The 15,081-nt window shown below is 57.8% G+C and carries 12 protein-coding genes and 1 pseudogene; 8 read left to right on the top strand and 5 right to left on the bottom strand.

Annotated elements, in window-relative coordinates; translation table 11 throughout:
- The 3 genes and pseudogenes from AC1D19_RS25990 to gabP all read right to left on the bottom strand — a co-directional run.
- A pseudogene (locus AC1D19_RS25990) lies at positions 1-283 on the bottom strand (NAD(P)(+) transhydrogenase (Re/Si-specific) subunit alpha); the annotation flags it as partial.
- 72 nt (positions 284-355) lie between these two features.
- Complete coding sequence (gene gbdR / locus AC1D19_RS25985; RefSeq protein WP_477765000.1) at positions 356-1,471, bottom strand: choline metabolism transcriptional regulator GbdR; 1,116 nt, start codon at positions 1,469-1,471, stop codon at positions 356-358.
- Positions 1,472-1,582: 111 nt separating this feature from the next.
- Complete coding sequence (gene gabP / locus AC1D19_RS25980; RefSeq protein ID WP_477764999.1) at positions 1,583-2,983, bottom strand: GABA permease; 1,401 nt, start codon at positions 2,981-2,983, stop codon at positions 1,583-1,585.
- Positions 2,984-3,480: 497 nt separating this feature from the next.
- Between gabP and AC1D19_RS25975 the strand changes: the two genes are divergently transcribed.
- From AC1D19_RS25975 to AC1D19_RS25955, 5 genes are all read left to right on the top strand, one after another.
- Positions 3,481-4,758: a cystathionine gamma-synthase family protein gene (locus AC1D19_RS25975; RefSeq protein ID WP_477764998.1), complete on the top strand. Its 1,278-nt coding sequence runs from the start codon at positions 3,481-3,483 to the stop codon at positions 4,756-4,758.
- Positions 4,759-4,908: 150 nt separating this feature from the next.
- Positions 4,909-6,339 carry an amino acid permease gene (locus tag AC1D19_RS25970; RefSeq protein WP_477755514.1) on the top strand — a complete coding sequence of 477 codons (1,431 nt, stop codon included), beginning with the start codon at positions 4,909-4,911 and terminating at the stop codon, positions 6,337-6,339.
- Between the two features lie 60 nt (positions 6,340-6,399).
- Complete coding sequence (locus tag AC1D19_RS25965) at positions 6,400-7,290, top strand: LysR substrate-binding domain-containing protein (RefSeq protein WP_150655576.1); 891 nt, start codon at positions 6,400-6,402, stop codon at positions 7,288-7,290.
- Positions 7,291-7,306: 16 nt separating this feature from the next.
- Positions 7,307-8,686 (top strand): threonine synthase, encoded by a 1,380-nt coding sequence (gene thrC / locus AC1D19_RS25960; protein ID WP_477764997.1) that lies wholly within the window; start codon positions 7,307-7,309, stop codon positions 8,684-8,686.
- 22 nt (positions 8,687-8,708) lie between these two features.
- A complete protein-coding gene (locus tag AC1D19_RS25955; protein ID WP_008003746.1) occupies positions 8,709-9,146 on the top strand; it encodes an Lrp/AsnC family transcriptional regulator in 438 nt (145 codons plus the stop codon).
- 225 nt (positions 9,147-9,371) lie between these two features.
- On the opposite strand, the gene AC1D19_RS25950 is transcribed toward AC1D19_RS25955, so the two are convergent.
- A complete protein-coding gene (locus tag AC1D19_RS25950; protein ID WP_477764996.1) occupies positions 9,372-9,683 on the bottom strand; it encodes a DUF6124 family protein in 312 nt (103 codons plus the stop codon).
- A gap of 633 nt (positions 9,684-10,316) precedes the next feature.
- Here AC1D19_RS25950 and AC1D19_RS25945 point away from each other — a divergent pair.
- Complete coding sequence (locus AC1D19_RS25945; protein ID WP_477764995.1) at positions 10,317-11,366, top strand: homoserine dehydrogenase; 1,050 nt, start codon at positions 10,317-10,319, stop codon at positions 11,364-11,366.
- 4 nt (positions 11,367-11,370) lie between these two features.
- Positions 11,371-12,783: an aldehyde dehydrogenase family protein gene (locus tag AC1D19_RS25940; protein WP_477764994.1), complete on the top strand. Its 1,413-nt coding sequence runs from the start codon at positions 11,371-11,373 to the stop codon at positions 12,781-12,783.
- Positions 12,784-12,930: 147 nt separating this feature from the next.
- On the opposite strand, the gene AC1D19_RS25935 is transcribed toward AC1D19_RS25940, so the two are convergent.
- On the bottom strand, positions 12,931-13,806 hold the full coding sequence (locus tag AC1D19_RS25935) for a LysR family transcriptional regulator (protein WP_477764993.1): 876 nt from the start codon (positions 13,804-13,806) through the stop codon (positions 12,931-12,933).
- 99 nt (positions 13,807-13,905) lie between these two features.
- Here AC1D19_RS25935 and AC1D19_RS25930 point away from each other — a divergent pair, with 99 nt between their 5' ends.
- Positions 13,906-15,075, top strand: a complete 1,170-nt coding sequence (locus AC1D19_RS25930; RefSeq protein ID WP_477755766.1) for a mandelate racemase/muconate lactonizing enzyme family protein — start codon at positions 13,906-13,908, stop codon at positions 15,073-15,075.
- Positions 15,076-15,081: the final 6 nt, after the last annotated feature.

Raw genomic sequence — 15,081 nt, 5'->3', positions numbered from 1 at the left:
GGTTGAGCATCCCCACCACGACGGTGCCGCTTTTAATCAGCGCCAGCTCGCTGTCGCTGGGCGCGACCACCTTCAAAATCAGCTCTGCACCAAACGCGTCATTGGCGCTGCCAATGGTTGCGCCTGCCGCTTCATAGGCACTGTCGACTACGCTGGCATTGACGCCGGCGCCGCTTTGTACAGTGACCTTATGACCCTGGCTGATCAGCTTCTTGATGGTTTCCGGGGTTGCAGCAACCCGTGTTTCACCGGTCTGGGTTTCGAGAGGAACACCAATGTGCACGTCAAATCTCCTGCGTGATCTTATTGAGTAAACCCATGCACTACGGATGAATGGGGCGGCAGGGACGGCCGATCAGCACGATTGCGCCAAATCGGAACGATCAATCATTCGAACACTGGCAAAAGTCGATTCGTTTCGTGCCTGGTCGAGTGCTGTCAGTGGTCTGGTCGATGACTGCTGCGTAGTCGCAAGCGTTGCCGCTATGCGACTCATTTCAGAGCCGGAACGCTCGTCGCTGGGTGGAACACCAAAGTACTCGCGATAGCATTTGGAAAAGTGGGGTGTGGACACGAAACCGCATACATACGCCAACTCTATGATCGACAATGATGTTTGCTTAAGCAGTTGTCGCGCTCGAACAAGACGTAACCTCAAGTAGTAGCGTGACGGCGTACAGTGAAGGTATTTCTGAAATAGCCGCTCCAGCTGTCGACGTGACAGATCAACGTATTCTGCAAGCTTATCCAGGTCGAGCGGTTCCTCGAGGTTGGCCTCCATCAACGCAACGATCTCCTGCAGCTTGGGCTGATGAGTTCCCAGCACATGCCTAAGCGGAACACGCTGATGGTCCTGTTCGTTGCGTATGCGCTCGTAGACAAACATTTCCGAAATGGCAGCAGATAATTCACGACCATGATCGCGACCGATCAGGTGCAACATCATGTCCATAGGGGCCGTTCCGCCGGAGCTTGTGAAGCGGTTTCGGTCGAGGGTGAACAGACTCGCACTGATGCTGACTCGCGGAAATGCTTCCTGCATGGCGGCCAGAAACTCCCAGTGCACACTGCACTCATAACCATCGAGCAGCCCGGCTTTGGCCAGTGCCCAACTGCCCGTGCACACGCCTCCCAGCCGTCTGGATTGACGCGCAAGGGCTTGCAGCCAGGTAACGTGCTCGCGGGTAATCACGCTCTGGATTCCAACACCACCGCACACGATTACAGTGTCCGCCACTAATGGATTGCTCCACGAACCGTCCGGCGTGATCGGCACGCCGTCACTGGCCCAGACAGGCTCTCCACCGGGGCTGAACGTATGCCAGCGATATAGCTCTCGCCCCGACAACTGATTGGCCATGCGCAGTGGCTCTACGGCTGACGCCAGGGAAATCAGTGTGAATTTATCCAGCAGCAGAAAACCAACTGATTTTGTAGCGGTACCGTCGGAAACGGTGGAGTTCGATGACATCGGAGGTCATGTCCTCACAAAGAGCGATTACGGCCGCAGACACAGGGGCTTGTAATACCCCCCAGCCTCGGCGTAGGGAGTATCAGGTTCGGCGCAAATACCTCCTTGGTTTTATCCCACCGACGTCGCCCTTGCATCCCGCGCAGGCTGACGCGATGTCACAAGACCGATAAAGGAAATCGCCAGCGCCAGGCCAATGGTCGAGCTCACTTCGCTACGGTGCTCTGGGGTTATCATCATGACCGCCAACGCTGCGCAAATGAACGCGATCACCAGCCATGTGAGCCACGGGAACAGCCACATACGAAAGGCCAGTTCGACATTCTGCCGATGTAGCATCCGGCGCATACGCAGCTGCGACACCGCAATGGCCAGGTACACCAGCAAGGCAATCGCACCGGAGCTGGCCAGCAGGAAGTCAAACAGCCCGGCGGGCATGAAGTAGCTCCACACGGTGATCGCTGCGCCCAGCACGGTGCTGGCGATGACTGCTGCCCGCGGCACGCCCTCGGAGGAGGTCGCCTTCAGCGCTTTCGGCGCATCGCCACGACGGCCCAGCGAGTACAGCATTCGCGAGGCAATGTAGATCGAGGAGTTCATGCAACTGGCCACGGCGATCAGCACCACCACGTCCACCATGAACTTGGCGTGGGGAATGTTCATGATTTCCAGTGCGCGCTGGTAAGAGCCTACCGAGGCCAGCAGCGGATCGTTCCAGGGCACCACGGAGATAACCACGAAAATCGACAACAGGTAGAACACGCCGATGCGCCAGATCACCGAACGCGTGGCTTTGGCAATGTTCTGCGACGGGTTGTCGGATTCGGCGGCGGCGATGGTGACCGCTTCAGTACCAATGAAGCTGAACATGATGGTGATGAAAGCGCCGACTACCGCCGACAGGCCGTTGGGGGCAAATCCGCCATGCTCGGCCATCAGTCCGCTCAATCCGCTGACTTCCCGATCGGGCACCCAGCCCATCAGCACGGCAAAACCCACGCCGATGAAACCGATGATCGCCACCACCTTGGCCATGGCGAACCAGAATTCGAATTCGCCGTACTTGGAGACACTGAACAGATTGGTGATCACCAACGCAATGATCGACACCAGGGCGAACAGCCAGGCATCGATCTGGGGAAACCATTGGTTCAACACATGGCCGGCGGCCAGTGCTTCAATAGGGATCACCAGCACCCAGAACCACCAGTAGAGCCAACCGATGGTGAAGCCTGCCCAACGACCTATTGCCTGGTCGGCATAGGTGGAGAACGAACCGGTGTCCGGGTTGGCCACCGCCATTTCACCGAGCATGCGCATGACCAGAACGACGAGCAGGCCTGAGAATAGATAGGCCAGGAGGACGGCCGGCCCGGCAGCGGCAATGGCATGTCCTGAGCCAACGAATAAACCGGCGCCGATGATACCGGCGATTGACAGCATTGTGACGTGACGAGGCTTGAAGCCCTGCGCCAATTGGCCATTCGAATCCTTGGAGCTCGGGCTAATCATTGGTTTTACTCTTTGGCGATCGACATTCAAGCGTTCTGAGTGAGGGGTAGGCGATCAGGGGCTTGCTGTTGCCCCTCCTGAAAGCGACAGTCCTCAACGCTACTGTTCTATATGCTCTGTCACCGCGATGTGGCCACCGCAGTGAAAAGTTGCGCCACCTTACCCGGCTTGTCCGACAATCCAGATACCTGATCGCGCCACCTCCGTGCCTGATATCGACACGGGAAAACTTTGCACTCGCCGTTGATGCCGAGGTTTTGGCAGCCGCGCGCGATCAAGGAAAACTCACGTTATCGGAGTATTGAATGCCGATGTCGCTCCTGAAAGAGATCGTTTCGCTGCCGCAACTGACCTGAATCTGCGCAATCACAGCCATTAAAAAAAGCAGCCCTTTGGCACCGATAACATCGTTTCTCGGCGGCGCTGCTTTTCACTATATTGGCCGCCAGATCCGGTGAGTGACTCAACATTCGCCACCCTCAGTGCGAGTAGTCTTTATGAATAAAAAACCAGGCAGCGCAGGGTTTGTTAATGCGGGTGCGGGAACCCGTGCAGTGTGGGGCGGGGAGCAAGTCAGGCATCCCTACAACGCCACTCAAACGCCCATCGTGGTCAGTGCCGCCTATGGTTATGACGACATCGATGTCTGGTACGACGTTGCGTTGGGCAAGGCGCCCGGCTTTATTTACAGCCGCATGAGCAACCCGACAGTCGAGACCCTCGAGGCAAAGATTCGCGAGTTGGAGCAGGCCGAATCTGCCGTGGCGTTCAGCAGCGGGATGGCGGCGATCAGCAGTGTGCTTTACACCTTCCTGGCCCATGGCGATCGGGTGGTGTCGACCAAGGACAGCTATGGCGGCACCAACAAGATTTTCGAAGAGTTCCTGCCGCGTACCGGTGTGAACGTGACATTGTGCGAGACGTTCGATCACGAAGAAATCGAATGCGAAATCGCCAAAGGTTGCCAGTTGGTGTATCTGGAAACACCGACCAACCCGACGCTGAAAATACTCGATATCGAGCGTCTGGTGGCTGCGGCCAAGCGCGTCGGTGCCATTGTGGTGGCGGATAACACCTTCGCCACGCCATTGAATCAGAACCCGCTGGCGCTGGGTGTGGACGTGGTCATTCACAGTGCCACCAAGTTTCTCAGCGGCCACGGCGACGTGCTTGGCGGCCTGGTGTGCGGTAGTGAATCACTGATGGCCAAGGTGCGTCATTATCGGGAAATCAACGGTGCGGCGCTCGACCCGTTCTCCGCCTACATGATCATTCGCGGCATGAAAACGTTGGTGCTGCGCATGCGTCAGCAGCAACGCAGTGCCCGTGCTCTGGCAGAGTATCTTTGCGTCGAACCGTTGGTGGAGTCGGTCAATTATCCCGGCTTGCCCGGCCATCCGAATCATGCGGTGGCGTGCGCGCAAATGTCCGGTTTCGGTGCAATCGTCAGTTTTGTCGTGGTGGGCGGCATGGACACGGTCAAGGTGCTCTTGCCACGACTGCAATTCGCCCACTGCGCGGGCAATCTCGGTGCGGTGGAAACCATCTACGGTCCGGCCCGCACCACCAGCCATGTCGAGAACACGCTGGAGGAACGCCTGGCCCTGGGTATTTCCGAAGGGCTGGTGCGGATCTCTGTCGGCATTGAAGACACCGACGATCTGCTCGACGACCTGAAACAGGCGTTCGCATTTGTCAGGGAGGCGGGCAACGGACCCGCACAAGCAAACACGCAGCTTTCAATCAATGAAAGTTGCGCCGAAGTTGCAAACTGAAGCGTTAGCGTTAAACCTCACTGCAAGGATGTGAGTGGGGCGTTCATGAAGTGGAATAATAATAAAACTTAGTGGCGATCTGTTTTTTCTCTGCCCAGTCAGTCATCGCAGACGTTAATTCGAGCCCTAATAACTTTCATGAGAACAACCATGTCCATAAAAGAAGAACAACTTCATTCGCGTTCCGGTTTTAAACAGGAAATGCAAACACGGCATATTGTCATGTTGGCATTGGGCGGCGTCATCGGTACCGGACTGTTTCTCACGTCCGGGTACACGGTTAACCAGGCCGGTCCCTTGGGCGCGGTGATCGCTTACATCATCGGCGCACTCATGGTGTACATGGTGATGATGTGCCTGGGCGAACTGGCGGTACAGATGCCGGAAACCGGTTCATTCAGTACGTACGCCACCCGTTTTCTCGGGCCTGGTACCGGCTATACCGTGGCTTGGCTGTATTGGCTGACCTGGACGGTGGCCATCGGTTCTGAATTCACCGCCGCCGGTATCTTGATGGCGCGTTGGTTCCCGGATACACCGGTATGGATCTGGAGTGCGCTATTTGCGGGCTTGGTGTTTCTGACCAATGTGATTTCGGTGCGCCTGTTCGCTGAGACCGAGTTCTGGTTGTCTCTGGTTAAAGTGGTGACCGTCATCGTGTTTTTGATGATTGGCGGTGGCGCGATTCTCGGTCTGCTGCACATCGATCAGGGCCACAGTATCGGGCTGAGCAACTTCACTCGCGAAGGACTTTTTCCTACCGGAGTCATGCCGATAGCAATGACGTTACTGGCGGTGTCTTTTGCGTTCTCCGGCACTGAGTTGATCGGTATTGCCGCTGGGGAAACCAAGGACCCGCAGCGCAACGTGCCGCGTGCCATTCGTACGACGGTGCTGCGCCTGGCGATCTTTTTCGTGGGGACCATTTTCGTCCTGGCGACGCTATTGCCTCGAGAGCAGGCCGGCCTGGTAGAGAGTCCATTCGTCACTGTATTTACCTACATCGGGATTCCATATTCGGCAGACATCATGAACTTCGTGATCATCAGTGCCTTGCTGTCGGCCGCCAACTCCGGTTTGTATGCCGCGTCACGGATGCTCTGGACGCTGAGTGACCAGGGTCACCTGCCCAAGCGGTTCTCGGCCCTGACTCGCATGGGTACGCCGCTCAACGCCATTATCGTCAGCATGGCGGGTGGGGCTGCCTCGTTGCTCAGTAGCGTGTTTGCCGCCGACACCATCTATCTGGCGCTGGTGTCGATCTCCGGATTGGCGGTCGTGGTGGTCTGGATGAGCATCGCTGCGAGCCAGATTGCTTTTCGCCGTCACTATGTGGCCAACGGCGGTGACATCCGCGACTTGAAGTTCCGTGTCCGGGGTTATCCATGGGTGCCGCTGGGAGCGCTGGTCTGCTGCAGTCTGGCGTGTGTCGGGATTGCGTTCGATCCGGAGCAGCGAGTGGCGTTGTACTTCGGTTTGCCTTTCATCGCCTGGTGCTATTTCGTGTATTACATTACCCGCAAAAGCCGCGAGCGACGCTTGTCGGTTGCCCCCTTGGCACAACCGTCCGACGCGTTCTAGTCAGCGTCGACGGGATGGGCAAGCGTGCTCGGTGGAGGGGGCGTCCAAGAGGTTCAAGCCATGAAGCAAAAGACGCTACCCCCATTGAACTGGCTGCGGGCATTCGAGGTGTCTGCCCGCTGTTTGAACTTCACCCATGCTGCCGAAGAACTGTTTTTGACCCAGGGGGCAGTCAGTCAGCAAATCCGCCAACTGGAAAGCCATCTTGGAGTGGCTTTGTTCAAGCGCTTGCCCCGTGGCTTGGGACTGACCGAGGAAGGCCAGGCGTATCTGCCGGTGGTGCAGGATGCGATCACGCGACTGGCAGTGGGGACCAACGAAATTTTTGGTCAGCACAAACGTCGGCCGATCAAGGTGCGTGGCAGCCTGGCGTTCTTCGTGCATTGGCTGGCGCCCAAGCTGGCAGGGTTCAGCCAGGCGCATCCGCATGTCGATATCCGCTACATCAGCAATATCTGGGTCAAGGAACTGGACGGGGAGGATGACATGGAGATTCGCTGGGGCCACGGTCAATGGCCCGGCCTGGTGTCGCAGCGCCTGACCTGGGACACGTTGTTCCCGGTCTGCTCGCCGGACCTGATGGCAAGGTCGCCGCTGACGGTACCTGCGGACGTGTCGCACCATTCGCTGTTGCATGTTCTGGGCTACGAAGAGGGTTGGGGTTACTGGTTGAACATGGTCGGTGCGGACACTGTCGATTTCTCGACCGGCATGCAGTTCGACACATTGATCTCCACTTTGCGCATGGCCGAGTTAGGGCAGGGGATCGCCCTGGCGCGGTCCTCGATGGTGGAGGAGATGCTTCAGGATGGACGATTGGTCGAACCCTTTACCCAGCGTATCGAAGCCAGCGAGTCTTTTTACCTTGTGCGCGGTTCCGGGGCCGAGCAGCACCCCGACGCGGTGATGTTTTCCACCTGGCTGGTCGAGCAGGCACATCGTTTCAAATGAATGGCCGGAGCCAACCATGCGTTATGTGAGTACCCGAAATTCGGCCGTGCAGGTCGACTTCGAACAGGTCGTATTGTCTGGCATTGCCGAGGACGGTGGGCTGTTCGTACCGCTCGAACTGCCGCTGTTTGAATCGCAGGATATCGCCAACTGGTCGACCTTGCCCTATGACGAACTGGCCTACAGGGTGATCAGTCCGTTTGTGGGCGAGGCGATCCCCGAGACAGACCTCAAGCGCATGCTCAAAGAGGCTGGCAGTCAATTCAGCCATCGTTCCCTGGCGCCTTTGCATCAGGTCGATCGTAACGAGTGGGTGCTGGAACTGTTCCACGGGCCGACTCGCTCCTCGAAGGATTTTGCCGCGCAGTTGCAGGCGCGGCTGGTGCCGTATTTTCTGCACAAGCGCGGGCGCCGCGGGGTGGTGATCGGTGCCACCAACGGCGATACCGGGCTGGCGGCCATCGAGGCGTTCAAGCACTGTGAGGACACCCCCGTGGTGGTGTTTTACCCAGAGAAGGGCGTACCCCTGGACCAACTCCAGCATCTGCGAGCAGCGGCGCACCCAAGGGTTCATCAGTTTGCGGTGAATGGCAGCTTCGACGATTGCCAGACCATCGTCACCCGGCTGTTCCGACAATGGCCGTATGCGCAGCACGAGGCGATCAGTTTCAACTCGAGTAACTGGGTCAGTGTGTTGGCGCAACTGGTGTTTTATTTCCACGCCGTGTTGCAACTGGGGGGTGGTCAACGTCCGATCGGTTTCAGTGTGCCGGCGGCGAGTTTTGCCGAGGTGTACGCAGGCTACATCGCGCAAAAAATGGGCCTGCCGATCACCCAGATGATTGTTGCGACCAACCAGAATGACGCGTTGCATCAGTTGTTTCAGAAGAACCACTACAGCAGGTCACGAGCCAACAAGACGCTTTCGCCTGCCATGGACCTGTCGATCTTTTCCAATCTGGAACGGTTTCTCTGGGAGCTCTACGGGCGTGACGACCAGGCGGTGTGTGCCCTGATGGAGGGGTTCGAGTCCAGCGGCGAGATGGTCATCGCCAACGAGTTCTGGTTGCAGGCGCGGATGATCATCGACTCCTATGCGGTCAGTGATGAGCAGACGCTGACGGAAATCACCTCGCTGTATCGTGACACGGGATACGTCATCGACCCGCATACAGCCACTGGTGTGCTGGCCGCCCGGTTGTATCGGCGAAGCCTGGTGGCGCCCATGGTGACCCTGGGGGAAATCTCACCGGTCAAGTCGGCGGCACTGCTTGGCCAGTTGGGCATCAGTGTGGCGGGATCGCAACCTGAGGTCGCGACGCAAGGACAGGCGCAGGTTTACCGGATTCAACCGGACGATCTCGACACCATCCATGAGCTGCTCAGCGCGCAGTGAAGGCGCGGCAACAGGAGGCCAAGTGAAGCGAATTCTGGACCCCCTCGATGAACACATCATCGCGGAGCTACAGCTCAATGCCAGGGCTGCACATGCCGAGCTGGCAGCCAAGGTCAATCTGTCACGCAATGCGGTGCGCCAACGTATAGAAAGACTTGAACGCGACGGGGTAATACAGGGATATACGGTACGCACGGGGGAGGGGCGACAAGCCACTTCGAACATCAACGCGGTGATTTTCGTTTACCGCTACGACCGGATGCGGGGTGCGGAAGTGCTGCAAGCGCTGCGGGCCATTCCGGAAGTCATCCAGTGCGATGTCATGAGCGGTGAATTCGACCTGATGCTGCGGGTGGGCGCTGCGAGTCCGCAGCGGGTGCACAAGGTCTGGACTGAAATTGCCGCGTTGCCCGGGGTGGAAAATACCGTGACCTCCTTTGTGCTGTCGTCTGTCGTATAGCCCATTTTTCGTACCGCTAAAAGCCAACGTGTGTTGGCTTTTTTTTGCGTGCATCGCGAGCATTTGCGCTGTTTATCGAGTGGTTGCGCAGGCATTAAAAGTCAAAGGATCGCAGCCTGCGGCAGCTCCTACGGGTTTTGCGTACACGCGCAAAATGACGGTTGTAGAGGACCCATGTAGGAGCTGCCGCAGGCTCGGGCCGCGTTCGGACGATCTTTTGATCTTCTACTCAGGCGGATCGACCCGGTCCAGCGCGTGGTTCACCGCCAGTTCGCCCAGCGTGATGACTTGCGCGATGCCCAACAGCGTATTTCGACTCGATCCCTGCGTCCGGTCCGCCAGATCCATCGTCATGACATTGGCCGAGGCCAGCGACTCGCAGGCGTGAGCCAACAGGGTTTCGGTATCGAGTTGCGGATTGACGATGAACATGCTGCAGAGTTTGCGGGGAGTGGCCTGTAAGTCGGCGGCAGAGGGGATGCGTTCGGAAGATATTGCCGGTTCATTGTTCGGGGGATTGGGTGTGACCTTGAACATGATTTTCTTTTCCTGTTGTAGTGCAGCCACGCCGTCGCTGCTAAACGAGGGGTGGCGGCTGTACGCAGGTTAGCAGACCGGGGAAAAGAAGAAAGCCGGCGCGCCCAAGGGCGCCCTACGCACAGCCACCATCAAATGCAGGTATGGAATACCTGCCTGACGGACACTCGTACGATCTTCAAATACCACGGGCTGCTAAACCCGATCACTGGGAATCAGTGACGCGGGCCAAGTTACCGATGGCTTCCAAGGCGCACAAGCCGGCGGATTCTGGCGTACCTGTAGGCAACGACGCAAGGCGTTGTAGCTTTCATCGAGTAACACTGACAGGCGTTAAACAAGCTCTATTCAATGGCCAAATCGGTGGCGCGAGCTTGCGCAATAACCTGTAGGAGCGAGCCGGCTCCGGGCGGCGTTCCGACGATGGTCGCCAACGATAACGCTGAAAGCCTGACACCCCGCGGCGTTCTCCGGCTTATCGCGAGCAAGCTCGCTCCTACCCGATTCTGAAGCTTTGTCCCGGCACTGGTCAAAACGCCCATAAAATAGAGCAAATTGGCCTATTTCACTGCCCTGGGCCCAGCCCTAACCTAGTGCCCAACAACCCATCACCCGGATCAAGGGCATAACAAAATGACTGAATACAAATTGGCGCTGGTTGGCTTTGGTGGTGTTAACCGGGCATTGGCTCAGCTGATTGCCGAACGTAACGAACAGTGGAAAACAGAACTGGGTTTCACCCTGAAAATCGTCGGTGTGACCGACTTGTTTCTCGGTTCGGTGATTGGCCGCGAAGGGTTGGATGCCAATGCGCTCGCCCAATTGCCGGCAGTCAAAGGTGCATTGGCGCAACTGTCGGGTGGCGACGTCACAGCCCTCAATGAAGCGGTGATCAAGGACTCCGGCGCGGACATTATTGTTGAAGCCACCTTCACCAACCCGGTGGACGGTGAACCGGCGACGTCGTTCTGCCGTTGGGCGCTGGAGGGCGGCCAGCATGTCGTCACCACCAACAAGGGCCCCATCGCCTTGCACGGCGCGGAGCTCAAGGCGCTGGCTCGACGCAAGCATGTCGCCTTTGAATACGAAGGCTCGGTCATGAGCGGCACGCCGGTTATTCGCCTGGCCAGGCAGGCGCTGGCCGGCAGCTCCATAGTCGGTTTTGAAGGAATTCTGAACGGCACGTCCAACTTCGTACTGACCAGCATGGAAGGCGGCCTGGGGTTTGCCGAGGCCGTCAGCAAGGCTCAGGAGCTGGGTTACGCCGAAGCCGATCCGACAGCGGATGTCGAGGGTCATGACGTACGCCTCAAGGTGGTGATCCTGGCGAATGAACTGCTGGACGCGAAGCTGACGGTCAGCGACGTCACGTGCAGCGGCATTTCGTCCCTGAGCCTTGGCGACATCGAAAAAGCCCGGCAGGACGGCGCTCGCTGGAAGCTGATCGGGTCGGCGATGCGCCATGCCGACGGCTCGATCAGTGCCAGTGTCGAACCGCGGCTGTTGCACAGCGATCATCCGTTGGCCAGTGTTGGCGGCGCAACCAACGCGGTGTCGTTTACCTCGCAACTGCTCGGCGCGGTAACGGTTTCGGGGCCGGGAGCCGGGCGTACGGAAACAGCGTTTGCGCTGCTCTCGGACATCGTCAGCATCCATCAATCCATTGCACGCAACCAGGAGTAAGACTGTGAAATTATCGCGCCTGGTTCTGGATATCGTGGAGTCGCCCATTGAAGTCTTTAACGCCTATGACGGTTCCGTCATCGGTAGCGTAACGAATGTCTGTGCGTCGCAAGTTCCGCAGTTGTTGGAGACCGGGCGCAGTGGTGCACGAGCGTGCGCGGCGTTAGCGCGTCATCGTCGGGCTCGCATTCTTGAGCAAGCCGCAATCAACATCGAACGTGATGCCGGTGTGTTTGCCAGGCTGATCGTCGACGAGGCCGGGAAGACCCTCAAACAGGCGGAAAAGGAGGTCAAGCGTTGCGTCAACACCCTCAAGCTGTCGGCCGAGGAGGCCAGGCGCAATGCCGGGGAGGTGGTGCCTTTCGACGCTTATGAAGGTTCCGAATCTCGTCAGGGCTGGTTTTCCCGTGAACCTCTGGGTCTGATCGTTGCGATCACGCCGTACAACGATCCGTTGAACCTGGTGGCGCATAAACTCGGTCCGGCCATTGCGGGCGGTAACGCGGTGATTCTCAAACCCTCCGAGCTCGCGCCATTGTCGGCCATTAAACTGGTGTCTTATCTGGTCGCAGCAGGCTTGCCTGAATCAGTGGTCACAGTCGCCACCGGCGGCGCGGAGCTGGGCAAGGCGTTGGTCGCCGCCCGTGAGGTGCGGATGATTTCCTTCACCGGCGGTTTCGTCACCGCAGAGCAGATTGCCCGCACGGCCGGGTTGAAGAAACTCGCCATGGACCTGGGCGGCAATGCGCCGGTAATCGTCATGGGCGACTGCAACCTTGAGGCCGCTGTCGAGAGTTGCGTGTCCGGAGCCTTTTGGGCAGCGGGGCAGAACTGCGTAGGCACTCAGCGCTTGCTGATTCAGGCGTCGATTTATGACGCGTTCCGAGAGCAACTCGTCAGCCAGGCCCGTGCGCTTGTGGTCGGCGATCCATTGCTGGCCGTTACCGATATCGGCCCCATGATTACTGCGCAAGCCGCGCAGAATGCCGAGCAAGTGGTGAACGAGGCCTTGCAAGAGGGCGCCACGTTGCTCTGCGGCCATCGGCGTGAAGGATCGTGCTACGCCGCCACCGTGTTGGAAAACGTCGATCACGCCAGTCGACTCTGGCGCAATGAAGTCTTCGCTCCGGTGGTGGTACTGCAGTGCTTCGAGAGTTTCGATGAAGCCATCGCGTTGGCCAATGAGCCCGAATACAGCCTGCATGCCGGGATCTTCACCAATGATCTGGCAACCGCGATGAGCGCCGCACGGAGAATCGAAGCCGGGGGAGTGATGATCAACGACTCTTCCGACTACCGCTTCGATGCGATGCCGTTTGGCGGTTCCAAGTACGGTAGCCTGGGCCGGGAAGGCGTACGTTTTGCCTACGAGGAAATGACCCAACCCAAGGTGGTGTGCCTTAACACGTTGGGTTAGTCGATTCGCGGCCACGAGCGAAATCAGGTTACTGGCTTCAAGCAATGGCGATTCAGTGATCAAACACTTCACGAATCGTGACGTATTGGAATTTCTTCGGCCCCGGAACGCCATTGGTAAAGGAAAACTGGAGGCGGCCAAATGGATCTAGCCGCCCAGCTTGGCCCAGAATTCTTCGGCAGATGGGCTGATTGGGGCTGTGGGACGCGTGAGATGAATCTCCAAGGGAATATCCCAGCTTTCGTCGAGCGCCCTGACAAGCCGACCGTCAGCCATTTCCTGTTCTGTCAGGCTTTTGGGTAACCACGCGACACCCTTGCTTTCCAAGGCCATGGACATCAGCACTGCTGCAAGGTGGCTACTAAAAAGAGGCTTGAGGTTAAGGTAGTCTTCCTTGCCGTGGAGTCGGTGAGCGACGATGCGGCCTAGACCCGATTCGTGGGTGTATGCCAAGTAGGGCAGTGTTTCTGGTGAGGTACCAAAATTGGCAGAGGCACTCGCCAATGGCACGAGTACATCCTCTCCAACTTTCTTCCCAATGAACTGATCAGGGGCTAGCAAGGGGGGGACGTCGGGATGGCGATGGCAAAGCAGGAACTGAACCTGGCCGTGAATCAGCATCTGCTCACAGACAGCCATGCTATCTGAGTGCAGTCGTACAGCATCTATCGGGGCGCCATTTTCCGTACTTCTCAGCCATCTCGGAAAGAAGGTGAATGACAGGGAGTGAGTGGCTGCGAATTGCAGCGTTTTGGCGGCCATCCCAGCCACCTCCTGTGCCTCTGTGCGCATCCTGTACAAGCGTCGTGCAGCCTCCTGAGCACTGGGCAAAATCTGCCTTCCAGCCTCGGTCAGCGTTGCGCCCTGAGGCGTTCGCACAAACAACTCCACGCCCATCCAATTCTCCAGTGAACGGACTCTGCGGCTGAAGGCCGGCTGAGTGACGTGGCGCGCTTCAGCGGCACGAACAAAGCTGCCGTATTCCGCAAGCGCTGAAAAATCTTCAAGCCAGACGAGTTCCAAGGGCAATGCCTCCTGTGCATAGGGCGCGGCATTAATAGCATTGGGCGGGTGTCATCGCAAAGCATAACGTGGGGCCACCAACAACAAGAGGAACCCGTCATGCGTATCGTAGACATCCGTGAAAAAACTGTCTCCATCGCTTCTCCAATCGCCAATGCCTACATCGATTTTTCGAAAATGACCTGCTCGGTTGTCGCTGTTGTCACGGATGTGATTCGCGATGGTAAACCTGTCATCGGTTACGGTTTCAACTCCAATGGTCGCTATGGACAAGGCGCTCTGATGCGTGATCGCTTCCTGGCGCGTATCACGGAAGCTGATCCAGATACTCTCATCGACCACGAGAACAACAACCTGGATCCGTTTGCCATCTGGAAAGCCCTGATGACCAACGAAAAGCCAGGTGGCCACGGCGAACGCTCAGTCGCTGTCGGCACCATTGATATGGCTGTATGGGATGCCGTTGCCAAGATTGAAGGCAAGCCTCTGTATCGCCTGCTGGCCGACCGTTATCGTGACGGCGTGGCAGATGACAAGGTCTGGGTCTACGCGGCGGGCGGCTACTACTACCCGGGCAAAGATCAGACCAAGCTCAAGGCTGAGATGCAGAGCTATCTGGATCGTGGCTACGACGTCGTCAAGATGAAGATTGGTGCGGTGCCACTGGACGAAGATATTCGTCGCATCGAAGCGGTGCTTGAAGTAGTAGGGGACGGGCGTCGCCTGGCGGTCGATGCCAATGGCCGTTTCGATTTGAAAACAGGTATTGCGTACGCGGAAGCCATCAAAAAGTACAACCTCTTCTGGTACGAAGAAGTTGGCGATCCGCTGGACTATGAACTGCAGGCCGAGCTTGCAAACCACTATGAACTGCCCATGGCGACTGGTGAAAACCTGTTCTCCCATCAGGATGCTCGTAACCTGCTACGCCACGGTGGTATGCGCCCTGATCGCGATTACCTCCAGTTCGACTGCGCCCTGTCTTACGGACTCGTGGAGTACATGCGCACCCTGAAGGTGATGGAAGAAATGGGTTGGTCTTCCCGCCGCGTAGTTCCGCATGGTGGTCACCAGATGTCCCTGAACATCGCAGCGGGTCTACACCTGGGCGGTAACGAATCGTACCCGGATGTGTTCCAGCCTTTCGGCGGGTTCGCTGACGGGATTCGGGTGGAGAACGGCTATGTCGGTCTGCCGGATATTCCAGGTGTCGGCTTCGAAGCCAAGTCAGCCTTGTACGCAGTGATGCGTGAGTTGGGCGAAGGCTAATAGCCC

The organism is Pseudomonas sp. P1_C12 (assembly GCF_056406435.1).
Note: the sequence above shows the minus strand (reverse complement) of the source record. Positions and strands in the feature narration are given on the sequence as shown.

Excerpts from the sequence above, each read along its gene's own strand:
- thrC (WP_477764997.1), top strand. The coding sequence starts at position 7,307 with ATGCGTTATGTGAGTACCCGAAATTCGGCCGTGCAGGTCGACTTCGAA.
- AC1D19_RS25965 (WP_150655576.1), top strand. The coding sequence starts at position 6,400 with ATGAAGCAAAAGACGCTACCCCCATTGAACTGGCTGCGGGCATTCGAG.
- AC1D19_RS25950 (WP_477764996.1), bottom strand. The coding sequence starts at position 9,683 with ATGTTCAAGGTCACACCCAATCCCCCGAACAATGAACCGGCAATATCT.
- gbdR (WP_477765000.1), bottom strand. The coding sequence starts at position 1,471 with ATGTCATCGAACTCCACCGTTTCCGACGGTACCGCTACAAAATCAGTT.
- AC1D19_RS25970 (WP_477755514.1), top strand. The coding sequence starts at position 4,909 with ATGTCCATAAAAGAAGAACAACTTCATTCGCGTTCCGGTTTTAAACAG.
- AC1D19_RS25930 (WP_477755766.1), top strand. The coding sequence starts at position 13,906 with ATGCGTATCGTAGACATCCGTGAAAAAACTGTCTCCATCGCTTCTCCA.
- AC1D19_RS25975 (WP_477764998.1), top strand. The coding sequence starts at position 3,481 with ATGAATAAAAAACCAGGCAGCGCAGGGTTTGTTAATGCGGGTGCGGGA.
- gabP (WP_477764999.1), bottom strand. The coding sequence starts at position 2,983 with ATGATTAGCCCGAGCTCCAAGGATTCGAATGGCCAATTGGCGCAGGGC.
- AC1D19_RS25945 (WP_477764995.1), top strand. The coding sequence starts at position 10,317 with ATGACTGAATACAAATTGGCGCTGGTTGGCTTTGGTGGTGTTAACCGG.